The 24989-nt window shown below is 44.7% G+C and carries 21 protein-coding genes; 8 read left to right on the forward strand and 13 right to left on the reverse strand.

Annotated elements, in window-relative coordinates:
* Window positions 1–91: 91 nt before the first annotated feature.
* The 5 genes from QF049_RS19420 to QF049_RS19440 all read right to left on the reverse strand — a co-directional run bounded on the left by QF049_RS19420 (window position 92) and on the right by QF049_RS19440 (window position 7952).
* Entirely contained in the window at window positions 92–1666 is a 1575-nt protein-coding gene (locus QF049_RS19420; protein WP_307539846.1) for a response regulator transcription factor, read from the reverse strand.
* Window positions 1667–1677: 11 nt separating this feature from the next.
* Complete coding sequence (locus QF049_RS19425; RefSeq protein ID WP_307539848.1) at window positions 1678–3480, reverse strand: cache domain-containing sensor histidine kinase; 1803 nt, start codon at window positions 3478–3480, stop codon at window positions 1678–1680.
* A 199-nt stretch (window positions 3481–3679) separates the two neighbouring features.
* Window positions 3680–4513 carry a GNAT family N-acetyltransferase gene (locus QF049_RS19430; RefSeq protein WP_307539850.1) on the reverse strand — a complete coding sequence of 278 codons (834 nt, stop codon included), beginning with the start codon at window positions 4511–4513 and terminating at the stop codon, window positions 3680–3682.
* A gap of 225 nt (window positions 4514–4738) precedes the next feature.
* Window positions 4739–6919 (reverse strand): 1,3-beta-galactosyl-N-acetylhexosamine phosphorylase, encoded by a 2181-nt coding sequence (gene gnpA, locus QF049_RS19435; protein WP_307539852.1) that lies wholly within the window; start codon window positions 6917–6919, stop codon window positions 4739–4741.
* A gap of 13 nt (window positions 6920–6932) precedes the next feature.
* Window positions 6933–7952 (reverse strand): glycoside hydrolase family 88/105 protein, encoded by a 1020-nt coding sequence (locus QF049_RS19440; RefSeq protein ID WP_307539854.1) that lies wholly within the window; start codon window positions 7950–7952, stop codon window positions 6933–6935.
* A gap of 171 nt (window positions 7953–8123) precedes the next feature.
* On the opposite strand from QF049_RS19440, the gene QF049_RS19445 reads away from it, so the two are divergent.
* Window positions 8124–9071 carry an AraC family transcriptional regulator gene (locus QF049_RS19445; protein WP_307539857.1) on the forward strand — a complete coding sequence of 316 codons (948 nt, stop codon included), beginning with the start codon at window positions 8124–8126 and terminating at the stop codon, window positions 9069–9071.
* Between the two features lie 222 nt (window positions 9072–9293).
* Here the strand turns inward: QF049_RS19445 and QF049_RS19450 are convergent, their stop codons facing one another.
* Complete coding sequence (locus tag QF049_RS19450; RefSeq protein ID WP_307539860.1) at window positions 9294–10466, reverse strand: DUF4317 domain-containing protein; 1173 nt, start codon at window positions 10464–10466, stop codon at window positions 9294–9296.
* Between the two features lie 327 nt (window positions 10467–10793).
* Here QF049_RS19450 and QF049_RS19455 point away from each other — a divergent pair, with 327 nt between their 5' ends.
* Both QF049_RS19455 and QF049_RS19460 read left to right on the forward strand, forming a co-directional pair.
* Entirely contained in the window at window positions 10794–11186 is a 393-nt protein-coding gene (locus QF049_RS19455; protein ID WP_307539861.1) for a hypothetical protein, read from the forward strand.
* Between the two features lie 170 nt (window positions 11187–11356).
* On the forward strand, window positions 11357–11896 hold the full coding sequence (locus QF049_RS19460) for a hypothetical protein (RefSeq protein ID WP_307539864.1): 540 nt from the start codon (window positions 11357–11359) through the stop codon (window positions 11894–11896).
* Between the two features lie 232 nt (window positions 11897–12128).
* On the opposite strand, the gene QF049_RS19465 is transcribed toward QF049_RS19460, so the two are convergent.
* The gene (locus QF049_RS19465) at window positions 12129–12836 is read right to left on the reverse strand and encodes a DNA alkylation repair protein (protein ID WP_307539866.1); all 708 of its coding nucleotides are present in this window, start codon (window positions 12834–12836) and stop codon (window positions 12129–12131) included.
* A gap of 32 nt (window positions 12837–12868) precedes the next feature.
* On the reverse strand, window positions 12869–13684 hold the full coding sequence (locus tag QF049_RS19470; RefSeq protein WP_307539868.1) for an AAA family ATPase: 816 nt from the start codon (window positions 13682–13684) through the stop codon (window positions 12869–12871).
* Window positions 13685–13954: 270 nt separating this feature from the next.
* Between QF049_RS19470 and QF049_RS19475 the strand changes: the two genes are divergently transcribed.
* Complete coding sequence (locus QF049_RS19475) at window positions 13955–15118, forward strand: glycoside hydrolase family 27 protein (protein WP_307539869.1); 1164 nt, start codon at window positions 13955–13957, stop codon at window positions 15116–15118.
* Between the two features lie 206 nt (window positions 15119–15324).
* Here QF049_RS19475 and QF049_RS19480 read toward each other — a convergent pair whose 3' ends face one another.
* Window positions 15325–16134 (reverse strand): helix-turn-helix domain-containing protein, encoded by an 810-nt coding sequence (locus tag QF049_RS19480; RefSeq protein ID WP_307539871.1) that lies wholly within the window; start codon window positions 16132–16134, stop codon window positions 15325–15327.
* Window positions 16135–16215: 81 nt separating this feature from the next.
* Between QF049_RS19480 and QF049_RS19485 the strand changes: the two genes are divergently transcribed.
* Window positions 16216–17751, forward strand: coding sequence for a carboxylesterase/lipase family protein (locus QF049_RS19485; RefSeq protein WP_307539873.1), 1536 nt, complete (start codon window positions 16216–16218; stop codon window positions 17749–17751).
* A gap of 201 nt (window positions 17752–17952) precedes the next feature.
* Here QF049_RS19485 and QF049_RS19490 read toward each other — a convergent pair whose 3' ends face one another.
* A complete protein-coding gene (locus QF049_RS19490; RefSeq protein ID WP_124118592.1) occupies window positions 17953–19296 on the reverse strand; it encodes a HAMP domain-containing sensor histidine kinase in 1344 nt (447 codons plus the stop codon).
* Window positions 19289–19981 (reverse strand): response regulator transcription factor, encoded by a 693-nt coding sequence (locus tag QF049_RS19495; RefSeq protein ID WP_307539876.1) that lies wholly within the window; start codon window positions 19979–19981, stop codon window positions 19289–19291. The genes QF049_RS19490 and QF049_RS19495 overlap by 8 nt, the downstream gene beginning before the upstream one ends.
* Before the next feature lie 159 nt (window positions 19982–20140).
* Here QF049_RS19495 and QF049_RS19500 point away from each other — a divergent pair, with 159 nt between their 5' ends.
* Both QF049_RS19500 and QF049_RS19505 read left to right on the forward strand, forming a co-directional pair.
* A complete protein-coding gene (locus QF049_RS19500) occupies window positions 20141–20902 on the forward strand; it encodes a TVP38/TMEM64 family protein (RefSeq protein ID WP_124118590.1) in 762 nt (253 codons plus the stop codon).
* Between the two features lie 41 nt (window positions 20903–20943).
* Window positions 20944–21522 carry a GNAT family N-acetyltransferase gene (locus QF049_RS19505; RefSeq protein ID WP_307539879.1) on the forward strand — a complete coding sequence of 193 codons (579 nt, stop codon included), beginning with the start codon at window positions 20944–20946 and terminating at the stop codon, window positions 21520–21522.
* Window positions 21523–21718: 196 nt separating this feature from the next.
* Here the strand turns inward: QF049_RS19505 and QF049_RS19510 are convergent, their stop codons facing one another.
* Together QF049_RS19510 and QF049_RS19515 are read right to left on the reverse strand one after the other, a co-directional pair.
* On the reverse strand, window positions 21719–22885 hold the full coding sequence (locus QF049_RS19510) for a cobalamin-independent methionine synthase II family protein (protein ID WP_307539881.1): 1167 nt from the start codon (window positions 22883–22885) through the stop codon (window positions 21719–21721).
* A 170-nt stretch (window positions 22886–23055) separates the two neighbouring features.
* Window positions 23056–23625: an SF0329 family protein gene (locus QF049_RS19515; RefSeq protein ID WP_307539883.1), complete on the reverse strand. Its 570-nt coding sequence runs from the start codon at window positions 23623–23625 to the stop codon at window positions 23056–23058.
* 254 nt (window positions 23626–23879) lie between these two features.
* Here QF049_RS19515 and QF049_RS19520 point away from each other — a divergent pair, with 254 nt between their 5' ends.
* Window positions 23880–24935 carry an ankyrin repeat domain-containing protein gene (locus QF049_RS19520; protein WP_307539885.1) on the forward strand — a complete coding sequence of 352 codons (1056 nt, stop codon included), beginning with the start codon at window positions 23880–23882 and terminating at the stop codon, window positions 24933–24935.
* Window positions 24936–24989 lie beyond the last annotated feature (54 nt).

The raw sequence follows: 24989 nt of genomic DNA on the forward strand, positions 1-24989 counted from the left end.
CTCTCAACGGGATAAACTATAGTTGGAATCCCACTAATTCCAGCATCTGCGAAAAAAAATATCCCGCCGCTCCGTCAAGGAGTGCAGGATGTTAATCAAGAGAGTACGCAGCATGGGCACTTTTACGATATTGTGCAGGAGTCTCCCCCATGAGTTTCTCGAACCGGCTAATAAAGTAATCGGAATCCCGATATCCCACCATTGTTGCGATTTCGTATACTCTCTGATCTGTTCTGCGCAACAGCCGGGCGGCTTCCTCAATACGCAATTGATTCAAATAATCACTGAAGCTGATCGAGAAATGCTTTTTGAAAATCTGACCCAGATATGCACTATTCATGTAAAACTGCTCCCCGAGCAATTTCAGGCTGATATTTTCTCTGTAATGCTCGTGAATGAAGGCCTCAATTTTGGCTAATACTCCCATCGCATTTGACTTTTGCTGCTCCTTCAGTTTCTCTGCGCACATGAGCGAGAATTCGCATAAATGTTCAATGTTTTCCTCCATGGATAACATCGCGTAGTTCACCTTCAGAAAAGTCGATTCCATCAGCCCGGAATCTGGAGTAAGCGTATCGTTATTCACGAGATCCAGCAATGTGTATGCCAAATAATGCAAGTGGATGCGGACAATACCAGGCTCGATTCGTTCATCCAGAAAAAATTGAAAAATGGCCTTTACATGACTGTATAACTCATCCGTTTGCTGTTCCTCAATAGACTTGACTAGCCCATCAAACAATTGTTTTTCGAACTGTCCCGGCCGGTTAACAAATAAGGTCGTATCCATAAGTTCGAAGTAATAAATGGGCCTGCAAGTGGTGAAGAAACGTAAGCTTTTCATTATGCCGCAGGATTGATAAGACTCGTGCAGCGCCTCCAACTCATGTACTTCCTTCCCGACATAACAAGCAACAGCCGTCTCTTGATCATGGCTCAGATCGGCATGTAATCGGGTTAAATATTGCTCCAAGGTCACTGCCGCACGGTTCACCATCAGGTCCGTAACAATGAGCAGAACCGCATTTTTATCACCTGTGAACGGCTTCAAAATTTGTCCCGGAAAAGGTTTACCCACCCATGCCTCAACCCGAGCGCACCAATCCGTTCCCTGTTCTGGACCAGCTTCCGTTTCAATCAGGATGCAACGCAGTATGCCGGCATCTTGATAGTGGGGCTGCAGACTCGTAACAGCATCCTCCTCAGCCACCCCAAGCAAGATTGACTGCATATGCTGAGCCATAATAATCCGATCTTTTTTTTGCTGATATCGCTTCTCTTCCGTCCGCGCATTAAATGCGACCTTGAACTCCTCAAGCACCTGAACCAATTCGGTCTTCACAATAGGCTTGAGAATGTAGTCATCCACCTGATATTTAATAGCCTGCTTGGCATATCCGAACTCATAGAATCCACTTAGAAGAATCAGCTTGATGTCACCGCTATATTGCTCGTACAGGGTTTTGGCAAGCTGTAATCCGTCCATTTCCGGCATCTTAATGTCGGAAATCACCAGATCGGGCTGCATAGCGCGTATGCACTCCAATGCCTGCATGCCATTGGAAGCCTGACCGCAAATCTGAAATCCGTAAGACTCCCAATCAATTAACAATTGAAGTCCTTGGCGAATAAATGGCTCATCGTCCACAATCAGCACGTTGATCATATCCTCGCTCCTTATTCTTGGGATGCCTGCATAAGAGGAATTTGAATGCCAATCGTTGTTCCCTTCCCCTTTTCACTGAATATGTGCACCTGAACGAAATCATCAAAATACATCCGCAGCCGAATATATGCATTCATCATACCAATGCTGCTAAGCTCGCTCATCCGATCCATACTCGGGTCTTGCATCATTTTGCGGAGCGAGGCCAGCTTGTCCTGATCCATACCAACTCCGGTATCTCGAATGGAAATGTACAGTTCATTACTTCGAATTTCGAATAATACCTCCACGACCCCATCATTCGACGTCCCCTCAATGCCATGGATACAAGCATTCTCCACAAAGGTGAGAACGGTTAGTTTGGGTATCATCATGGCAGCAATGGATTCGTCTGTGATCTGGATTGCAAATTGCAGCTTTTCGCCAAAGCGATACTGCTGGATACTCAGATAACTCTCCACAAAATTGATTTCCTCTGCAATTGTAATCAGATCGTCGCCCCAATTGATCGTCTGACGTAACAGCAGTGCCAGTCTATGAATGACATCGGAGGTTTCAAGTTCATCCTTGATCAAACTCCTCATACGGATCGTTTCAAGCGTGTTGAACATGAAATGGGGATTCACCTGACTCTGAAGGGCTTTCAGCTCCGCCTGCTTCTTGGAGAGCTCAAGGGCTTGCCGCTCCACTTGACCCTTAAACACAATCTCAATCAAGTTCTTGATCTTGATGACCATCATGTTATAACTATGGGTCAGGCTACCGATCTCGTCCTTGCCCACAGGTCCCGATATCACCTCAAATTTCTCATGCTTCACTTGATCCAGGTGCTTCGCTATCCGATCAACTCTGATGACCAGTGATCTGGATATCAACCAGATCAGCAGTGTGGGCACCAACAGATTAAGAATGATCAGCAAAGTTAAATTAAGCTTGGAATTAACAATCTCCGACAGAACGTCCAATTTCTCCGTGCTGACGACAATCTGCCAATCCTCGGATACGACGGGAATCGATTGCATGGATTGAACAGGGTCAATTGGACTGTTCGCAATCAGATTAAATGGCTTGCGCGTCTGGTTCATTTTTGAATCGTTCGAGAAAATGACCCTGCCATCCGAAACGACATACACCTTCCCATTTGCCCCCTCGTTTTTAAGCGATTTGTTGATGAAAGCGTAGTCCAGATCAACCTTTAACACCTTTTCAACCTGCTGCTCTCCAAAGTAATCCAGCTTACGAATAATGCTTACTTTGCGTCCTCCCTGACTTTGCGACATCTCCGCCTGCTGTTTGTCAAAATACGAATAGATCATGATATGGTCGCTTGTGTTCATCAGCGCTTGATACCAATCACTTTTCTTCACCTCATCATCCAGCTTAATGAAGTTTCCTCCATTGACGAAGGTATCATTGCCAACATAAAACGTAATTTGATTCACCTGCTGGTAGCTGTAGTAGTACCTGACCAGATTGTTGTTGCTAAGCATATCATAGTAGGCAGAGTAATAGTCTTCCTGATCGCGATACTTGAACTCCATGAACCGGTTCAGCGTTCCATCGGTATAGAGAAAATTGGACACATACAAGCTATTGTCTATACTGTTCCGCAGGTTGAACTTGATCCTTTGCTGCATTTCATTAAATCGGCTATGCTCCTTCTCTTCAATGTTACCTTTGATGCTTAGGTAAAACACGGTATTTGTGACCAGGACCGGGACCAGCACACAAAAAATGAACAATATGTACAACTTGGTTTTGAGACTCCAATCATCCAGAAACTGAATACGCTTACAGTATGTCTTTCGGCTCATGTTATGTCTTTGTCTCCTCTAACCATGTCATATATCAACATTATTATAACGAGTACAGGATGGGTTGGATACTGTAATCCAGGATTTCCGGGAAGCCTTTAATCAACCTCCCGTTCAACTGGCCCAACAGGACAGACACTAACTCCCCACATATTTTCGTATGAACCCGATCTGATTCTAAGTCGAAACGGCGATCACGTTATAATTTCAAGAGCATTTCGTACTGGCCCACATGATATGCAAAACCTGATTTGACCAGGAGGAAATCTTGCATCGGTTTCAGATGAGACTCCACATTGAGGACACTGATTCTAGGAGATTCTGTGCGTTGGACCATCTCTGTCAGGATGCTGCTTGCAATACCTTTGCCCCGGTAATTTTGGTTCACTGCAAGCTGTGGAACATCACCTGTTTTTTTATCTATAATGCCATAGCCAACAATGCTGTGACCCTGACGTGCAACGACATAGATAAAAGCCTCCGGTACAGCGTAGATGGAATCAATTGAATTTTGCCAGGAGGGCTCCACATCCCAAAATTCCTTAAACTGCTCCAAATCGATTCTCTCGACACATTCCACCGTGCAGGTCGTTTGCGGTATGAATTTATCTTTTTGCAACTGGAAACATGAAACTTCCCTTTGAATTTTGAAGTTTTGTTTACTGTACAGCTGAACTGCAGATTCGTTGGATTGGATGACTTCCAGCAAATATTGCTCTACATTTTTTTCTTTTAACAGCTTTTGAATATTTAAGAGCAGATCGCTTGTAATGCCCTGCCGTCTGCAATCTTTTACAACGCCTGTACCAAGGTCATATGCAGTTGTCTTTCCATTCCAGCTTCGAAGTCCATTGATAACAAATCCGACCATTCTCTCATCCTTAAAGGCTCCCATAGATATTTCGGGGTGATAACCCCTTCGTTGGAGCATCTGTTGAAACTTCCAAAAAGGCAAATCCATTTTAACCTGGTAGTCGGAGAACGCATCCACAAACGCCTCGTGAAGTGTTTCCATGCTTATCTTGTCCAACATTTTATAACTGTACATTAGGGCATTCTCTCCTTTCAAAAGATGAAAACAATAATATATTAGGGCTCATGATCCCTATCCTTATTTAAATATTCTACTAAATAGTGTTAACACTATACAGTAATATCCGTACTATAAAATCTTCTTCCTTCGGAGTTTTCAGACACGCCCTAATAACTAAAATAGACCGCTCCCTAGTTAAGGGATACGGTCTATCGAGTCATCATGCTATGGGGATACCGATTTTGTTAAACCAATTTTGGTGATCACCGTATCATACGGGTCCAATTCCATGGTCTGTTTTCCATGCTCTGTACTGATCGTCGTGGACTGAACCTGATCGCTATTATTGATCACAACCAATATGTTGCTCTCAGGGTAGTAGGCGCACTCGGTGTACAAGTTATCCGTGATGTACTTTGTTTCATGGAATTCATTGCCCGCAAATCGAATCAAATTCAGAAGTAGTCTTGTATTTTCCCAGCTGAATTCGAAGGAAGGTAAATAGATCCCTTTTCCTTTTCCAAAAGCATGTGTGGACAGTGTGATTCGACCATCCGTTTCACTCACTACAGCTGCTGATCCATCAGTAAGATAAATGTTCTTTTTCGGAAGTATGCTGGCTCCCTCAGGCACCAAACCATACTCATCATTAACCTCATACGACCATTTTCCATGGACAACTCTGGCGCCTGTATCCTCATCCACTCCAAGCACATGCGCCATTCTAAAATAGCTGTCGTACCCGTCCATTGCCGAAGGCTGGTTAATGCCAATAAAGGTACCACCCTCATACACCCATTGGGTCAATAAGTCCACAGACTTGTGGTCACTCCAATGCTCTCCACCGCTCCATGCTGAACCTGCAGAGCCGGCATTGATGACGACATCTACATCCTTCAACGCGCCCTGACAAATATCATCAAAATCAATAAACTGCACGTCAACAGGCAACCCGGCTAATGCCTCATTCACATGAATCAGATCATGCATATGTGTTTCATGAAAATGACCGGACAAGGTCCACGATCTTAACTTGCCCCAGCTATGCAGCACGGCTACCTTTGTCTTGATCTGATAAGGCTTTCCAGCCTGATGCAGCTCTTTCATTTCCCTGAATTCATGGGCAATCTTCTCGATATAATCCACAAAGTCCGGGTAAGGCTCAACCAGATGCAAATATCCACCCAATCCAATCCGGTCAATCGACTCACGCAGCAGCGCACGCCGGATATTAATCCAATATTTCTTCGCATCCAGGGTAGGGTCTCCTCCCTCCTTAAAGGTAGGAAGCCCGCCTAAGCCAACTGGGAACAAGTAGGGATGCAAGCGAATCTCATGGGTATCAGCCTTAACGCCTGAGCACATTCTAGCCTCATAACCGGAGAACACACATTTGATCATGCCGTCGAATCCAAACTCCTCAAAGCGATCATTGTACGGCTCCATTCCCACCCAGCTGTCATCATAGAAGACATACGCCAGCTTGTTATGTTTGTGCACAATATCAATTAATTTCTTGCCGAATTCAATGACAAAATCATTGATAAATGCCATCCAGTCCAGTTTGCGCTGATCCGCAGGCATATGAGTGACCTGATATTTACCGCCATTTACAAAGTCCTCGGCTGAGAGTGAATACCCAAATTTCTGAGCAAACAGATCCAGTGCTCTCGAACTTACCGTGAAATCGTATGAACCCCAATCCGAGAACAGATGGCGGTTCCGCTCATCACTGCCCCAGATCCAGGCGAAGTTATAAAATAGGGACGTAAAACGTACAACGGTTGTTTCCGGGTGTTCCTGGCACCACTTTTCCATCCAATCCAGCAGATAGGTTTGTGTCTCCGTATAGATCGGGTCAATCTGCATCAGATGCTCTTTATCCCAATTATTCGTCGTATGATTGTACATGGAGATTTCTTCCCAGATCCGATAGACCATGAAACTCACCGTGTATTTATGCCAAGGAGCAACACCGGTAATGACAACATTGCCAGATTCCCTTTCATAATTCCATTGTCCTCTAGGTACCTCTTCCCCAGTCGTTCGATCATAAACTTGCCAATATTTAAACGCTTCTTTGGAATCATTCACCCTGAATTGTTCAGCGAAGAAGTCCTCCATCAGATAGATGGATACATAATCTTGCACAGCGACCTTAGGATTCGTAATGAGAAAACATTGCTGCAGTTTATCCAGATTACGGGATGCCCACTCATTATGATCCCGAATAGTGCAAATGGTTGAATAGATGCCGTATCCGGCATTGATAATCTCATCGGACAACTTTGTACCGTCACTGTCACGGATCACATCGGCACCCCAGCGATCGGCAAGTTCCAGCGTCAGTGCCTCATAACCGGATTCTCCCGGTAGTGTAAAGGAGCCTTTGGTTGGTTTGAACAATGTGGTTCCCTCCCTATCTCAACATATCGGACAGAAAAGCGAGTGCCAGGCCCTGACCCCAGCCCTGAATCCAGTCTTTTGGAATATTGCGATAGCCATCCCGATCCTTCATCACCGCCGTACCGCCAGATACACCAAGCACGCGTCCATCTTCGCTTATGTTGTTCAGGATACCTTCCAGTGCCTTTTGCACGTATTTGGTATGCAGTGGATTGCCGTTATTGATCATGGCTGCTGCAATACCCGCGGAAGCTGACACCTCTTCATACGATTCTTCGTCATCCAAAACCGTACGCCACAAGCCATTCTCGGTCTGCACCAGCTTGAGAGCCGCCAACTGATCGCGAAGTGCACACTCTACATCCATACACTGCGGATACAGATACCAGTCTTTCAGTTGCGGTTTCACTTGAGACATTGTATAGGCTCCCCAAGCGTTCGCTCTTCCCCAGTAAAATCCGGACATATGGTCCTTGTTGATATTGTTATAACCGTGATACCACAGACTGCTGCTCGGATCTTGAAGGTATTTGATATGCCAGTAGTACTGATTCAGCGCATCCTGAATCATGGCTTCTTCTTTTAATTTGCTACCTACACGGAGCAGGAAAAATGCCGCCATAAACAAGGTATCCGCCCAAGCCTGTTCCGGAAAATCATTGGAAACGGATACCGTATGCTGAAGCACATTGTCTCCAAAGCGAAGCGCATGATTCTGGAGATAATCGACCTTGCTGAGGACAATATCCCAATATTTCTGATCTCCGGTTTCTTCATATAAAGTGATGAGCACATGGCCCATGGCACATGTATTTACCGTCCAACTTGGCAGACCCAGCTCGATATATTCGTCTGCCCATTTCACCAGCCTGTCCAGAATCTCTTGGTTGCCTGTCGTTTGATAGGCTCTGGATACACCATAATAAGCCACCCCGCCAGGCCAATCCCATGTCAGATCCATATCCAGTGTTTTCTTGGTAACGTTCTCGATCACGTTTAGAATCTGTTCCCGGTCATATTTCACTTGAAGCATTGTTATTCCCCTCTCGCTGCGCACACGCCCCCAAGTGCGTCCTGAGAGGTGTCCGTCCATTTTTGTAAACGCTTTACTTATTCCATTGTACGCAGTAAAATAGTCTCAATCTAAGCATATTCACAACAAAACTGTGCAATTTCAATCATTTATACATAGGAGTCCTCGAAAATGCCCAAACCGAAGAAACCTGTCATTGAATATCGTCACTATAGCCTGCCCATTGATTTTCCTGTCCTGTTACTCAGTGGAGACCGCTGGAGAATATCCGATATCAAGAGTGAGCATCTTCATTTCCATAACCACATGGAGATTGGCATCTGTTATTCCGATGGAGGAATCATGGAGATTAAAGGAGAATCTGTGCCTTTTCGGGCAGGCGATGTCACGTTCATTCCCCGCTATCTTCCGCACACCACGTACAGTTCACCTAATAACGCCAGCCTGTGGGCTTATATCTTTTTTTCACCGGAAGAACTCTTCCGCCATTCGCTCAAAACAGCACAAACTCACATTGAACCGAATCTATGGGCGATTCAGGGAAAGAATTGCATTCTGAATAAGGAACAGTATCCCAAAATCCACACACTCGCAACATCAGTGGTAGAAGAGATAAAGCAGCAGTCTCCCTATTATCGGGAGAGCGCGTACGGCTTGTTGATGTCTCTATATATCGAACTGCTTCGAATTCATGCGAGCAGCGAGCGCTTGTCATCTCAGGATCAGGAACGGGAACGAGACCTCCAAGGGGACTTGGTCATCTCACCCGTGCTGGAGTTTATCACCAAAAATTACATGATGCCCGTGACCATCGATTATCTCGCTGATCTGTGTCATCTGAGTACAACGCATTTTCGCCGCAAGTTCCATGAAATTATGGGAACCACACCGCTTGATTTTCTGAACAGTACCCGGATTGAAGAGGCATGCAAACGATTAAAAAGCACCGAGGCGTCCATTCTATCAATCTCCGAGCAAGTTGGCTTCCGATCCATCTCCAGCTTTAACCGCTGCTTCGCCAAACTGATGGGAGAATCACCTAAAGCCTGGCGCAAAGGGGCTCAAACAGAAGCCCAGTCTGCAAAAGCGTCGATATTGGAATTCACGGGGTGGGTATGAATTTACGTGCAATGGGTCATAACCCTACTCATAAAAAAAGGTACAAAAAAGCCCGAAAGTCGTGATGGATTGCACCCCCTAGAATTTCATCGGTTAAACCCAGGGGGTTTTCCAATGTCTATTCTAAGGGGGCAATCCACCTTAGGCTTGGGCTTTTTTTAAAAATAGATGGCCGTTCCACGCGACCCTTATACTGATACTTATTTATTTATCACAAATCGTCTAAAGCGTCTCCGTAGTGAGCGTAAACCCTTCAATCACAACATCTTCGTCCACTTCAATCATGATGCAACGTCTGCCTTGGTAGTTCACCTGTTTCACATATCTCAGGTCTTGCGGACTAACTGAAATTGTAGCAACCTTGGTTTCAATCTTAATGGACTTGGACGTGAACTTCGGCATAACACTGGTCGCCTTCATCTCATAATTCTTGTTGTCAACGATCGTTTCGAAGGCACGTTCTACTTTCTCCGTTGTCAGATCCTCTATACCGCTTGCGGTCAGTACACGTTCCAGATCTTTATAATCCAGCTTCGGAGGTTCTTCCTCATGGGACTCTTCGTTAATTTCAATGACTCGGTTAATCTCCTCATATACATGTGCAATGGTGGCTGAATCAAGCTGTTCACCGGCCACTTCCTTCACGATATCTTCGAAGATCGCCCGTTCTTCCAGTGCGGTAACGGATCTTTCTCCATTCAGTACATTTTCAACAAAATGCGGATCCGGGAAATTGGATTTCCCTGTACAATATAGAACACGATTCACATCGGAGTAGTTGTCCGTTACGCTAGGGTACAGGAATCCTTGCTCTGGCGTGCTTAATTTGATAATCGGATCGACAATAATGTTGTATTTGAATTCTCTCTCCACGTAATCAAACAAGAGTGTTTTCCGCTGCTTCTCCGTGGAATTTACGCTGCACAGAATGAACGGATGGGCGAACACCTCATTCTTCTCACTCTCTTCCGTGGCTTCGTTTCTAGCCTTGGTCGGCAGATAATACTGTCCACGCACAAACGTAGCTACCATGTCCCGCTCAAACTTTGTATCCACCAACATTCGATCCACGAGCAGCAGCATCAGATCCTGCCATTCATCCGGATCACCTGTTACCAGAGCCTGGTGAAGCAGCACCTGTGCCGGGTCCTCCGCCGCTTCCTGGAACTTCAACTCAAATAACTTCTGATCCAAGTCACCTGTCAGCAATTTTTTGAAATTGCCCATGTACAGCTCCTGCTTCTCTCTGTCCACCAGTTCGAACGGGTGACGCTCCCAGTGATAGACCTCATTGGTTTCCTTCGTAATATACACGTTGAGAATATCGTAAATATTCAGTAGATCGTGATCGAGTTTAAACTGCTTGCGTATATGCGCGACTTCTTTTTTATTCATGATTCGTTAGACAACTCCCATAATAAATAATTTTATCTGCGTGCAGCTCTATATCCTAAAAATCAGTGCTCCCTTGGAAGTTTTCACCTGAGCAGTAGGTCACAAATGGTCGCAGAAATGAAGTAGCTGGATCAAGCCGTTCTTGCTCTCCATTTCTGCACTCTCAGTGAAAAATTATATCATATAATCATGACGACCAATGAGAATCAATCTATGTTATTTCCCTCTTTATCACGATCCATTTTTGAATACGATTTCACTGAACATAGTAACATAACCTTCAGTCTGGTAGACTAACTAAGATTACATACCAATGGAGGAAATATTGTGAAGAAATCAATACTAGTTTTATCCGTTCTTGTTTTGCCCGCTCTATTAAGTGCGTGCACTGTGACAAAAACAGAGGAAACTAAACAAGTCAGTACAGTAGTATCACAGATTGAGAATACAGATGTGATAACAGATAAAGCATCTACATCTGGTTCCGTCGAACAGACGGAGCAAGCAGCAATAGGTTGGCAGACAACGGTTATCGAACTAGCTAGAAGCGATCAATCACCTACAATAAAAGCCGAAGCAACAGAAAATCTTGCTCGGGAATACAATCCTACTACTGAAGAACTCGAAGAATTTAAGTATCATGTCCTTCAAGAATTTATGAGTTTCAATTATCTAAAAGATGACTCAAATGCTGAATATAGTTTCAATCGATTGTGTTAGAACATCACGATGTTCAAGTCATCAGAGACTTCAGTCTTGCTTTTTATCACAACACAAAAAATGTATTTACTGGTGTAGAAGAGATGGATAGCGATAGTGTGAGAGCTTACGAAGAACAATTGTATAAAGCCCTCAATGATGGAAAATAGCGCTGTATAGGAGGCAAGACTATGGACATTTTCGATCATTTAAATGAATTACAAGTAGATCTAAGAAGAAAAAACCTTGAAGAAATTGAAGAGAAATATTTCAATATTTGTTCTACGTTAGCTGGATCTGACCGAGCTAAATTGATTAAACAATTAAGCTTAAATGAATATGTGAATGATTTAAAGTTGTGCCTTAAACAATCAATAAAAATGGCTCAAAAACAAAAAGCCCCTGCAATCTACTTTGAATACGATTTGGATAATAACTGGGATAGTACATTTTTCATTTGTAAGGAATACAGTGCATTAGAAGATAACGATGATGATTGGGCGAGCAATTGGAATGAGGATTTGCAAGGTCCACGCTTAAAGGAATTTGCTAATATTTACGAGATAGATGGATTCGACATTAATGAGACCGCAGTCGGTTCAACCATTTACTTAATAGCAAGAACAGTAATATCATATGCGAAAGCTTATCAGGTACTCTCTGATGAAAGTTCACTCGCAGTATGTATCGCTTTTCACGACCAAGACCCTATCATCAGAATTAAAGAATAGTAATAGAGAGTATACCTCTCTGAAATTAACTAAAGCAACTATACTTATGCTCACCTTTGGTTCATTGGTCTTTAATTCTGCCGCCTAATAAACACAAGTAGACCGTCCTCCAATATAGGTAGCGGTCTATTTGATCATATATGCTTTTGGTAGCTATAAGAGTCCTGACTCAACCGTGGTATCCGTAACAGGTACTCTTATATTCTAAATAATGTATCGACGCTCCTCTTGGCTAACACCTTACATATTTACGCTTGAAGCCCGTCCGCCCTTTTTCCACAGCCTTTTGGATATTCTCAGAGGCATTCAGCAGCTTGCTCTTGGGCATGTCCTTGTTCACTTCGACAGGTCCCACAGCCTGGGCTGTCTCCACTGCCTGATCGTGCAACGGTTGATAGGATGTTGCAACGGTATACAGGAAGTTGTTCATCGAATATTTCGTTCGTTCCGGAGATTCGTGAATGGTGTTTTTCACCTGTTCCAGCATCTCCATCAATTTATTCTCCGAAAACTCAGCATCCTTTCGACTGCCGAGCAACCAACAGTAACAGCTCCATCCTGCTGACATTTTCAATTCATCTCCGCTGGCGATCCACTTATCCGAAACTTCTTGAGCAATATCCGTCTCCGCCAGCGTGACGGCAACGATGAAGTCAGAGATCATGTAAAAATAAGCAGCGTCAATCCAACGGTCAAAATCAGCTTCTGTCATCGCTTGAGGATCGGCAATCACGCCAGCAAAGTACATCGCATCATAATTCCCCGTTGCATATAGTTGCTCTGCCAAAGGTTGATCCTTTTTGATCCGCTTCGCCATTGGTTTCATCGCCCCGGTTGCCACGCCAAATAGCGGTTCATGCGCACCGTTGGAAATGTAGATTTTTTTCGTTCGTTCTTTGCCCAGCGCCTCTAACTCTTGCATCACTTCATCTCGATTCATTTCACAACACTCCAAATCCTATTTAATTAATTTCATTCCTGATCGAACAGACGCTTATGTTTGTCAAAAAAATGGTAGAAAAACCGTACATTGTCCAGTTCAAACCACTCTGCTGTTTGCAAAATCGTCCTGTCGAGATTGTAAATTTTAGCATGGAGCGTCCCCAGAACAAAGGGCGAGTGCGTCGAAATGATAAATTGACTGTCAAAATATCGTGCCAACTCATTGATTTGCTCCGCCAGCCTGATTTGGTTAACAGGAGAAAGCGATGTTTCCGGTTCATCCAATAAATACAATTGGCCCGGAAGCAGGTACTCTTCGAAAAACTGCATGGAGGTTTCTCCATTGGAGTATTTTTCCTGAGAAAACTGAATGTTATCCAGCTTTTTCTTGAATGCATAGGAATGCGCTAACTCTTCTGTCTCGGCCTTGCTCATTCCTTGCTGAGTCTGTTCATACAACAGTCCTTCGCGGAGTACATTTGCTTGCTGAATTTTCTTGATCTCATATAAAATGTCCTCTGACTTGATGTATCGGCTCCCTTCTGGCAGTTGACGGATGACATGCTCCTGTTCGTCAAGCCCAAGCTCATAACTGCTCTTATCCAGAAAACGCTGCACATAGGCGCTATTTCCATACGTTGTCATTCGTTCAGAACCTGTGATTCCCAACTTGTTGGCGATCACGTTCAGCAGGGTGGATTTGCCAGAGCCGTTGCTGCCATAGAGCACAGTGACTCGATCAAAAATAAGGACTTCTCCTGAGATATGTTTGAATACATGATCTGGATATATATTGGGGTTGCCGGAAATTTGCGAAGACAACTTGAAATTGCTTAGATAAATCATTGACTCACTCCTTATCCATTGTTTCGCACAGATCCCTGAAAAGATAGATATAACTTCTTCGCAGACAGACATTTTTCCTTTCTTATGCTTCTACTGGCAACTTCTAAATACCTGCCGAGAGCCTGATTGGAAGAGCTAATTCCCCCAGCACAAGCGGAGCAACATATGTCCATGTCCAAGCAACGTTAAGCTATGGCAGGATACGTCGCTCATCGTTTATGTTCAGTTTAGTGTTGTTAACCAAACCGAAATGAGGAAGGATGCGAGAGCATGAGCAACAATCAAGTGTTAGGCTTTGCCCCTGCCCTGGGCTGGAATTCGTGGAATACCTTTACGTGGGATATTAACGAACAATTAATTCGGGATGTCGCTGATGTATTTGTATCGGAAGGTTATCTGGCCGCTGGTTACGAGTATATTGTCATTGATGATTGCTGGAGCCTGAAGGAACGTGATGCGAGCGGTAATCTGGTGGCGGACCCGGAGAAATTCCCGAGTGGAATGAGAGCGCTTTCTGATTATATCCATAACAAAGGACTAAAGTTCGGCATGTATTCATGCGTGGGTACGCATACATGTGCCGGGTATCCAGGCAGCTTTGAGCATGAATTCCAGGATGCTGCCCTTTTTGCCGAATGGGGCGTTGATTATTTGAAGTATGATTACTGCTTCAAGCCGCGCCATATCTCAGGAGAGCTGCTGTACAAACGGATGAGCCTTGCGCTCAAAAACTGCGGACGCGATATCCTGTTCTCCGCCTGCAACTGGGGGGCAGACGATGTATACGATTGGATTCGGGAATCGGGCGCTCATATGTACCGCTCTACCGGGGATATCCGCGACAATTGGGATTCAGTGAAGGAACTTGCCCTGTCCCAATTGGGAAAACAAAGCTACACCGGCTCCTTCTGCCATAATGACATGGATATGCTAATCGTTGGTATGTACGGTGGAAGCAACAATGATTATATTGGCAGCATCGGCGGATGCAATGACATCGAATATAAAACCCACTTCTCCCTCTGGTCCATGATGGGTTCCCCATTAATGATCGGATGCGACGTGCGCAAGCCCAACCAGATCACAAAGGATATTCTCCTGAATCCTGACCTGATCGCTATCAATCAGGATGTAGAAGCGCGCGGAGCTTACCGCATTAAACCAGAGCCGCAATGGTTTCACACAGACGATGTATTTATGCTGGTGAAGGTTCTCACAGATGGAGATCTAGCTATTGGTTTCTTCAACCTGAGTGACAGCCAGCGGGAATTGTCTTTGCAATTTTGGGATATGGGTCTGCCTTACGCTGCCGGTTATGCCCTGTCCCTGTATGACTGCTGGGAACATAAAGAGATTGGCGTATTCCGTGAACGCTTCGCTCCCGTTGTCGCAGCACATGATTGTTTAGTTGTGCGTGCCAAACTGGTGAAATAAATGGCTCAACATCGCCTGTGCACCTCCTGTCAGGTCCCGCTCTCTTCAGACGATGTGGGCATCTACCTCAAATTGATCTCGCGCTCTGCCCAACAATTTCTGTGCATCGATTGTATAGGAGTGAAGTTGAACTGTGGACGCGAGCCTATTGAGAAGCTGATCCATTATTTCCGAGAGTCCGGGAACTGCGCCCTATTCCGTTAACGTTATACCTTCGTCCGGTGGAGCGTCATGTACGCTGTTGGCGTGTGTGAAGTTGCTTTCTTGAATACTTTGGAAAAATATAACGGATCATTGTATCCGACAGAATAGGCCACCGATTGAATCGGCAGGCCCGACGTTTTCAGCAGTTCACAGGCGCGCTCGATTCGACAGGATGTAATATACTCCAGAACAGACTTGCCGGTTGCTGCCTTAAACAGACGAAACAAATAACTGCGCTCCAGATTGACTGCCTTTACGATCTCCGTGACGGTCAATGTTGGCTTCCAGTAGTTCTGCTCGATGTACTTTCTCGCCAGCCAGACATAATCCTTGGCGTCCACCTGCGGCTCCTTCGGATAATGTTCCATATAATAGGAGAGCAGCAGACGCAAACGTGCATCAGCCCGCAGTAATTCATAGGATGATGCACCCGCGTTCCAGGCAAGGTGGAAAAAAGGCTGCAGTGTCTCCGGTGAGATCGACACCACGGGTTGTACCTCTGAGAACTGCGTCAGCCCCAGCAACCGCCCGGCATCCTCACCGCTAAACTCCACCCAGACGTACTCCCAGGGATCTTGCGGGTCTGGATAATAATAAATCTCCTTTTGCGGAAATATGATAAAGCTTTCACCCGTAACTAACCGAAAAACGCGGCCCCCCGTCTCCAGCGTCCCTTGGCCACGGATAATATAGTGCAGTGCGTAAACGTCACGCACACCTGGCCCCCATTGGTGAGCGTTGGCCGGCTTGTGACCACCGCTGATAAAATACAAATTACTGGCTCTACTGCTCTCATGCCAAATCGGATTCAACCTTGATTCCCCCTTTCTAATGCCACGTTGGTCAGATGTACGGTAACGCTTACATGCTAAATCCAGAGAGGAGAATGTTGTATGCTTAGAATGGTTACGGTAGAACATGGACAAGTGCAAGGACTGCCCGCGGCGGACCCGCGGATTACCAGCTTCAAGGGAATTCCTTTTGCCGCACCTCCTGTAGGTGAGAACCGCTGGCGAGCTCCGCAGCCGCAGTCGAACTGGGAAGGTGTACTGCAAGCTTTTGATTTTGCCCCCATCTCCATGCAAGCCCCAACAGTCATTGATGATAACAATATCTATACTCGCGAATGGGCCGTTGATCCCGACCTGCCCATGGACGAGGATTGTCTGTATCTGAATGTCTGGACACCAGCCAAGCACACGGACGAGAAGCTGCCTGTTTTTGTCTGGTATTTTGGCGGAGGCCTGCAAGTCGGCCATACGGCCGAAATGGAGTTTGATGGCGAGCGAATCGCTCGTAGAGGTATTGTCGTTGTGACGATTAATTATCGGCTGAATGCCTTTGGCTTCCTGTGCCATCCTGAGATTAGTGCCGAATCCCCCCATGCACCCGCCAACTTCGGTCATCTCGATCAGCAAGCAGGTACCCAGTGGGTCAAACGCAACATTGCCGCCTTTGGCGGTGATCCAGACCAGATCACCATCGGCGGACAGTCGGCAGGCGGAGGAAGTGTACTCAGCCAGATGACCTCTCCGCAAAATAAAGGCTTGTTCCAGCGAGCCGTCATCATGAGCGGTATAGCTACCGAGTTGTACCCGAAGGTCCGCGTGCCTTCTGTCCGTTCCACACTAAGGGATGCAGAGCAAGCAGGGGTTGAATTTTTCGGCTTCCTTGGCGTGTCTTCCTTGGCTGAGGCGAGACAACTGGATGCTGAATATCTCCGTGACAAAGCTCTCGAATACAAAAGCTTCTGGGGAACCGTCATCGACGAACAATTCTGCGCAGGCGATCCGTTTACTCGTTTTGTTCAGCAGGAGCGCGAGGCGATACCCGTCATGCTGGGGCATACATCTTCCGAATTTTGGACCCGTCCCGCCGCAGCCAATCTGGAAGAACTGAAGCAGATGGCTGTGGAGTTGTTTGGCGAGGATGCTCCTCCCTTTTTACAGCTATGTGAGGCTGATACCGGCCAAATCGAACATGCTTTGCAACAAGCATCGGTACGCATGATCCAACATGCCATTCTGCTCGCTATCCGCGCGAACAGCGGTCATCCGTCTGAAACGCCTCTCTACTATTATAACTTCGACGCCGAGATTCCGGGCTGGGACCAGCCAGGCACGTTTCACTCCGTCGATCTGTGGTTCTTCTTCGAAACACTCGCCAAATGCTGGCGTCCTTTCACAGGCAAGCATTATGATCTGGCTCGCCAGATGTGTAATTATTTATCCAATTTTATTGCTACAGGTGATCCAAACGGTTCGGACTCCACCGGAAAGCTGATGCCTCATTGGACTCCTTGTACTACGGAACAGCCGTATCTCATGGAATTTGGCGATCAGGCTCAATTACAGAAGGCTGAGCCCGGACCGATGCTCGCGTTTCTAATTGAACAATATTTCAAGAAACAGAATGAACCTGTTGTTTAAAACATGAGGCTTGCCCTCTCACGATATATGTAAGAGCCATGCTGTCGCATGGCTCTTTTTGTATAGTGTGAATGGTAGAGCGATGTTCATTCGCCCATGCCCATTAGCAAGCTTCTCCACTACAGCAGTCTAAGGTAACAACAAAATCAGACAGCCAGAGAAATCCCACGGAAGACAATCAGTATCATTTCAAGAGATCCGTTATATATGAGTCTGAGTTGGTTTGTTGAAGATGACAGGTAGCGTAATCTGTAGTGAAAAGATATCTTCTTCCTGCGACACCGTCAACGTCCCGTTGTGCTGCTGAATCATTTTCTGACAACTAACGAGCCCGATTTCGTTGCTATCATTCTTTTTGCCAACACGTTTAATCTTATTCTCTACCTCAAGAATGACCCATTGTTGCTTCAAAGAAATCTGGATATGAACGGGATGCACTGGATCGGCGTATTTTCGAATATTTGAAAATATGTTATCCATTACGCGACGCATGGCGACCAGATTGATTTCCAGCAAAAACTCCTCATGATGTGCATCTGTCTGAACCTGCACATCTATATCGTCCAAAACCACTAATTGCTCATCTATGAGTTGATCGATAAGCGCTCTGCCCTCATACATTTCAAACTCTACTTCCTCTTCTTCAGCGGCAGAGGATACCGTAAAATATTCGAATAGTTTGTCCGACAGCACTTTGATCTGATAGGCCTTCTCCCGGCTATTATGAATATACTGCAACAGATCCTCATGTGTCTTATATTTGTTGAGCTCTATGATATCCATATATCCTAATAGAATCGTGAGTGGTGTTCGCAAATCATGGGAAATCGCCGTGATCAATTCACGGTTGGCCATCCTGACCCTCTCCTCGCTGCCCAGCCGCTCCACAAATGATTTCCTCATCTCATCAATACTCTGGGCCAGAGATGACAGTTCATCCTTTCCCGATATCGTAATCGAATAATCCAAATTTCCACCTTCGAGTATTTTGATCTCTTGTTCAAGCACGCCAATATAAGATGTTTTCTTATTAATCATCAGTAGAAAGGAAACAAGGAACACAATGGCCGCTATGAAAACACCAATAATCAGAATGAGGTTGTAGTATTGATACTCATAAAAGCTAACCAAGTATATCTGGGCATCCTGATCCGCAAAATGGATGGTGGTGATGGGTATTTTTGATGGCACGAATTGAGTTAACAGTTCTTCATTAATGGCAGGATCAATCTCCGTGTTGGAGGAAAATATCAATTTGTCTTTTGCAAAAATATACAGATTTAAGTAGCGCTCATGTCTTATCCAAGCAGACAATTGCTCATGATCACGGGTTGACACGTTCTGGTTATCCACAAATGCTTCGAATCGATCAAGCGCATCTTGCTGCCTGTTCTCTACAAAAGTGGATTTGCTTAAATAACTATCCAATACAGTCTCGCCAACAACTTGTAAAATAACGAGTGCACTTATGGAAATGACCAAAGAAATGACAACCGCCAGAACCAGTTTAATCTTCAGCTTTTTTCCGATTAATAATCTATTCAATTTTGTACCCCTTCCCCCAAACGGTCTTCACATATTTAGGGTTCTGCGGGTCATCCTCCAGTTTGCCTCTCAAGTTACGAATATGAACCATGACCGTGTTATTACACGTATAAAAATAGGGTTGCCCCCAAACACTCTCATATATATTTTCTGCCGAGAATACCTTTCGTCGCTTCTTAGCCAACAGCAGCAAGATCTGGTATTCAATTTCAGTTAGAGCAATCTCCTTCTCCCCAACAAACACGGCTTTTGAATCCTGATGGACGGTAAGATCCTTAATGATAATTTGGTCCTTTTCTTCGGTCTTCTCCTTGCCCCGATATATATAATATCTCCGCAGTAAAGCCTTCACCCGCGAAACAAGTTCTGTATAGGAAAAGGGTTTGGACAAAAAGTCATCACTGCCTGAGGAAAAGGCCAATTGTTTGTCAGAATCCTGCGTTTTCGCTGTGAGAAACAGGATCGGTGCGCTTGTTTTTTCACGAATCTCCAGACACGCCTTCAGCCCCGATTTATTGGGCATCATCATATCCAAAATAATGAGATCCGTCTCTTCGTTCACTTTATCAATCGCATCTTGACCATCTATCGCTTCAATCACTTCATAATTCTCACTCTCTAACAAAATCCTTACAATTTCACGAATTTCACTGTTATCATCAGCAATTAGAATTTTCTTGCTCATCTGATCCCTCCGTCTAATTTCAGTATAATATGCGCTATTAGCGACTACCAGCAAATACAATCGACTTAAGAATTCTTCAGAAGTTATGTAGGTATCTCTTAATAATTTCGTCTTATACTGTAAATATGTAGAAGTTATTACACAAAGGGGTCGTCAGGAATGCCACAAACTTCGAAAAAAGTAATGATTAACATATTGTTGGGTCTGTTCATCATGTTGTCCATTGGTTTACTGGTGTATTATTCTCCTGCCATTATTAAAATCATGTCTTCCATGGACAATTTCAGAGCGTATATTCATTCAACAGGCCATTGGGGTCCGGTCATGTTTATTTTATTCCAGATTCTTCAGATCGTGGTTGCACCTATTCCAGGAGAAGTGGTACAGATTGCAGGCGGTTATATCTATGGGGTTACAATTGGGTCCTTGTATACTACAATAGGCTTGATTATAGGCTCAGCGATCGCCTTTTATTTCACCCGTTATATCGGTCGCGCCTATATTTCACGACTAATGCAAAAGAAAAATAATAAGTGGATGTCTTTAATTCATGATGAGAAGAAGTTCTCCGCTTTTTTATTTATCTTTTTTGTAATTCCCGGCTTGCCCAAAGACATGCTTGTATTTGTCGCCGCACTTACATCGATTAGTTCGTTTAGGTTCTTCACGATCCTTATCGTTGGTCGTCTGCCGTGGATCATCGCATCTACCGTTGTAGGGTCCACAATTCATATGCAACAATACACAATCGCCATTATTATTTCTGTTATCGCTGTAATCGGGTTTGTACTCGGTTATATCTATAGGGAGAAATTGGTGGGATTGTTCTCCCGGTCAGACAGTACCAAAGCCAAACCCAAGGCTATACCCAGTTATAGTACGAATAGGGAGTCTCGTAAAATAAAAAGAGATACAACATGAACATAGCCAATCTATTGATATGAAAACCGGAGGTATATCTTATGCAAACACTTGAAACCAATCGATTAATCCTGCGAAATTTCACCGTAACGGACGTAGCCGGACTATTGGAATACACGGCAAATCCCAGAGTGAATTGTTTTATGGATCAACGAATTTTAACATTGGAAGACGCGGAGACAGAGGTCGCAAAAAGAAGCAGTGACGATTCCCACATCGCGGTCTGTCTGAAAGACAGTAACGAGCTGATCGGTGAGCTGTTTGGTATGAGGGAAGATCGGGATTCCGATACGGATAAGGATTCGAATTCAGATACGTATAGTATTGGTTGGAATTTTAATGGCAGATATGAAGGGAAAGGATACGCCACTGAGAGCGCCAATGCTTTCATCGAAAATCTCTTTATGGAACAGGGAATACGACGACTGTACGCCTATGTCGAGGATGATAACTTCCGTTCTCAGAAACTGTGTGAGAAGCTGGGCATGCGCCGGGAAGGTCTTTTTTTGGAGTTCATTTCATTTGTCAAAAATGAGGACGGCACACCGAAATACGAAAATACGTATCAATATGCTTTGTTGAAAAAGGAATGGCTGGCACAACGTGAATCGCAGAAATAAAGAAAGACATACCTATGCCTCATCATTAGTTTAAAAAAGTTATAGACATGAGAACGTACCCATGCGTACGTTCCACACAAATACGGCGGCTTCTCCCTGGATAGATTCCAGAGGAAAAGTCGCCGTTTCATTATCGCACAGAACACTATTGATCGAGCAATGTGTTTATAAGGTCACAATATATTCAGCTTGAATTCTAGACGGTGCTGCCCCAATATTGCTTTGCAATCTTCTGCCCTTGATCAATCTTCACCCATTGCTGAGCTTCGCTTAATTCGTTACCGCCATCACAAGATGCAAAGCCGCATTGGTGAGACAACAGCAGCCGATCCTTATCGATGATTTTGGATGCTTCGTCCAGCAAACGGACAACACGTGCTTCATCATCGAGTGTACTCGTTTTGGATGACAACAGACCCAGTACAATTTCCGTTTCAGGTCTGTCCTTGAACACTTCCAGAGCTTCAATTGAACCCGCACGATCATCATCCCACTCCAGGAAGAAACGGTCATACTTCAATTGCTTCAGGAACAGATTAGCGATTTTCACATATGATCCACCGCCCATGTTGCGGGAATCATAATTGCCACGGCAGTTATGTGTCCACATTTTCAAGCCAAGACTGTGACCAAAGTCAATCACGGTATTGTTAATATCAATAAATTCAGTTGCGAGACCTGATACTTCATCTTGGTTAATATGCTCCCCTGTAAACGGAGAGTTCGGGTTGTCGTCTGCAAACAGTTCCCACAAGCAATCATCGAATTGCAGAATTTTGCCGCCCACTGTAGCGAATTCTTCCACGAATTCCTTATACGCGATCACAAGACCCTCTTTGAGCTCCTGTTTGTTCTGATATACAGAATCCGTACCTCCAATGTTATCTGACCAGGAAAGCTCACCGAAGATATGGGAAGGCGATGGTACACAAAGTTTCGTTTGTTGCTCGCCAGCCGTGTCTTGCAGTTGTTGGAACAACTGAATGAAATGATGATTCTTTCCGCTCAATTTATCAGTAATGCGTAGTCCAATATCTTTGCGTGTTTCATATTTCGAAGTTCCGTCCACATCTCTGAAAAAATAGCCGTGATCCGCGATGTAACGCTTCACTCCGCCAAATCCCCATACAAAGTCCAGATGCCACATCGATTTGGAAAATTCGCCATCAGTAACCACGGACAAGTTATGTTCGATTTCCTTTGCGACAACTTGTTTGATTGCCTCCGTTTCACACTTTTCATATCCTTCGTAGTTTTCATAGAACGGATATTGGATATCATCATTATGTTCAATTTGCGTTTTATATTTCAGCAGCTCATCCGGCCGCAATAAACTTCCTACGATCTGGAACTTATCAGTCATGTAAAAAACCCCCTCGTTGTATACAATGATCATATCACGCTGAGGGCAGTTAGAAGGGATACTTAAAAACCATAACTGGTTATAGTTAAAAGCTATATCCACTTGTCAGGCAGATTTCAGTGAAACCGTCACCGACACAGTGTACCTCTATCCGTGAATGTTATTCAATTTCACACCGTACGACGACGCAGTTCATAAAAATACTGAACGGCAGGATGCTTTAATTTGACCTGCTCAGACATGTTCAGAATTCGCTTTTTGCCAACTCTTCTGTCCATTAAAGCCAGAATATTAAACAAGATATCCTTGCTCTCCAGATTATCCTCTATAGAAGTGGATAAATACGTCGTAGCTGCAACGGTAAAATTCGATTTACTAAGTGCGGTCTGAGCCAACAACAGTTCTTTGGCATGTACGGAGATTTTTCTACTTCTTGCCATGACTTTAAGACGATCGTCGGGAACGGTTCCTTTGGAATCTTTTCGAATAGCTTCAATCTCTTCATCGCTCACAGGAATCACGATCTCCGGGTCGCTCTTGATCTCCTGCTCTGTCTGATACCATCGGATTGGGGTTGTAGTATCGCTCATGTTGAGTACATTCTTTTTATCTACAGTAATATAACAATTGCCTGATTTGTCAGGTGAATAGCGATAGCTGGTAGCACGGTACTCCACCCTTCCAACTAACGCGGGACTAAGAAAACTCTCCAGTTGTTGCTTCAATTTGCTCCAGGACATAAATCCTCCTATTATCAAAAGCCTACCGCATGAATTGCGGCGATCATTTCAAATATTTTTTTCAATCCGTCTCCAGTATCAACATTCACCTAAATTATAACATAGCACAACAAATTGACGATGGAAGAAACCCAGTTATTGGTTTTAAATTCCCCTATGTGATAAAATTGCAGAAAATTGTCTACTTACTATTAAATCGTCATAGCCTACCATTGGAACATACGTTGTTATTCACAAAAGAGAGGAAGAGTGTAATGGCTACGAAGAAAGCAACCTTACCTGCTCATATGGAAAAACTCGTTAAAGATAATGATATCGCTACCGTAAAAGAGGTTTTCGAGCAATGCGAATGGGATGCCCGTGGGGGATACAATAAAGGTGCGACCCTCAGCTTTCGTCAAATATCGGATGAATTGGTCCGCTGGCTGGTAGCGCAAGGGGCAGATATTAATGCACGCGACAAATATCAACGCACGCCTTTACATGCCCATGCCTCACACTGGTCAGGAAATGTACCCCTGTTCCTTGAATTAGGTGCGGATCTGGACGCTGTGGATTACCAAAATGAAACACCATTACATGCAGCGGTCAATGGGTATAGAACCAAAGTGGTTCAAGAGTTGGTAAACCAAGGCGCTACGATTAACGTAGAAAATAAACAGGGAAATACGCCATTAGCCAAGGGCTTAGTCAATTGCCAGAATAGCGATATAGTCAATCTGGCAGAGATTGCTGCAATTCTGCTGGTTGCCGGAGCATCGGTCACCCCGGATATGAAAGAATCGGTGAAGCGGATCGGTAAGGATTTTGAATTCGTCCGTGAGAAGTTCAATAAGGACAAGGTCGATGAAGTTTCAGACGCACTGATTAAACTATACAAGTTATTTGATGTCGAGCCGGTAGTGAATCGGATCATGCACGATGGGAATACCCCCATTCAGGTAAAGGCAACCACTTGGACCAAACAGCACCAAGAGCTGTGGGAATATCTCATTCCGGCCCAAGGCCACGCTCAAACGGTGCAGGGAGAGGTTATCCGCATCACAGGGCGTGTATCCCATGAAGTATTGGATAATGGCGGAGGAAACTGGGATGCGGAGTATCGCAAGATGCTGGATGCACTGATTCATTACCTGGGCACTGGTGCGCCACTCGCCCCCGCACTGCTCCAAGAGGCAGCCGACTTGGTCAGCAGGCTTCGCAATGGATACGATTTTGATGCGCCTGCCAGATTATCCGAGTTGGCGGTATTATGGGTGCTTGCCAATCCTCAGCCAGTCGCAATAGAGAAGCCAGAGTATACGCGTTAAACAGCAAAGCAAAAAAAGAAGCGGAAAAGTTACCGCTTCTTTTTTCTATTAAAT

The sequence above is a fragment of the Paenibacillus sp. W4I10 genome, assembly GCF_030816325.1.
Lineage (GTDB): Bacteria > Bacillota > Bacilli > Paenibacillales > Paenibacillaceae > Paenibacillus > Paenibacillus amylolyticus_B.

Coding starts and splice junctions, on each gene's coding strand:
- QF049_RS19505 (WP_307539879.1), top strand. CDS start 20,944: ATGCAAACACTTGAAACCAATCGATTAATCCTGCGAAATTTCACCGTA.
- QF049_RS19520 (WP_307539885.1), top strand. CDS start 23,880: ATGGCTACGAAGAAAGCAACCTTACCTGCTCATATGGAAAAACTCGTT.
- QF049_RS19430 (WP_307539850.1), bottom strand. CDS start 4,513: ATGTTGGACAAGATAAGCATGGAAACACTTCACGAGGCGTTTGTGGAT.
- QF049_RS19500 (WP_124118590.1), top strand. CDS start 20,141: ATGCCACAAACTTCGAAAAAAGTAATGATTAACATATTGTTGGGTCTG.
- QF049_RS19440 (WP_307539854.1), bottom strand. CDS start 7,952: ATGCTTCAAGTGAAATATGACCGGGAACAGATTCTAAACGTGATCGAG.
- QF049_RS19510 (WP_307539881.1), bottom strand. CDS start 22,885: ATGACTGATAAGTTCCAGATCGTAGGAAGTTTATTGCGGCCGGATGAG.
- QF049_RS19485 (WP_307539873.1), top strand. CDS start 16,216: ATGCTTAGAATGGTTACGGTAGAACATGGACAAGTGCAAGGACTGCCC.
- QF049_RS19515 (WP_307539883.1), bottom strand. CDS start 23,625: ATGTCCTGGAGCAAATTGAAGCAACAACTGGAGAGTTTTCTTAGTCCC.
- QF049_RS19465 (WP_307539866.1), bottom strand. CDS start 12,836: ATGAATCGAGATGAAGTGATGCAAGAGTTAGAGGCGCTGGGCAAAGAA.
- QF049_RS19470 (WP_307539868.1), bottom strand. CDS start 13,684: ATGATTTATCTAAGCAATTTCAAGTTGTCTTCGCAAATTTCCGGCAAC.
- QF049_RS19420 (WP_307539846.1), bottom strand. CDS start 1,666: ATGATCAACGTGCTGATTGTGGACGATGAGCCATTTATTCGCCAAGGA.
- QF049_RS19445 (WP_307539857.1), top strand. CDS start 8,124: ATGCCCAAACCGAAGAAACCTGTCATTGAATATCGTCACTATAGCCTG.
- QF049_RS19450 (WP_307539860.1), bottom strand. CDS start 10,466: ATGAATAAAAAAGAAGTCGCGCATATACGCAAGCAGTTTAAACTCGAT.
- QF049_RS19460 (WP_307539864.1), top strand. CDS start 11,357: ATGGACATTTTCGATCATTTAAATGAATTACAAGTAGATCTAAGAAGA.
- QF049_RS19495 (WP_307539876.1), bottom strand. CDS start 19,981: ATGAGCAAGAAAATTCTAATTGCTGATGATAACAGTGAAATTCGTGAA.
- QF049_RS19425 (WP_307539848.1), bottom strand. CDS start 3,480: ATGAGCCGAAAGACATACTGTAAGCGTATTCAGTTTCTGGATGATTGG.
- QF049_RS19475 (WP_307539869.1), top strand. CDS start 13,955: ATGAGCAACAATCAAGTGTTAGGCTTTGCCCCTGCCCTGGGCTGGAAT.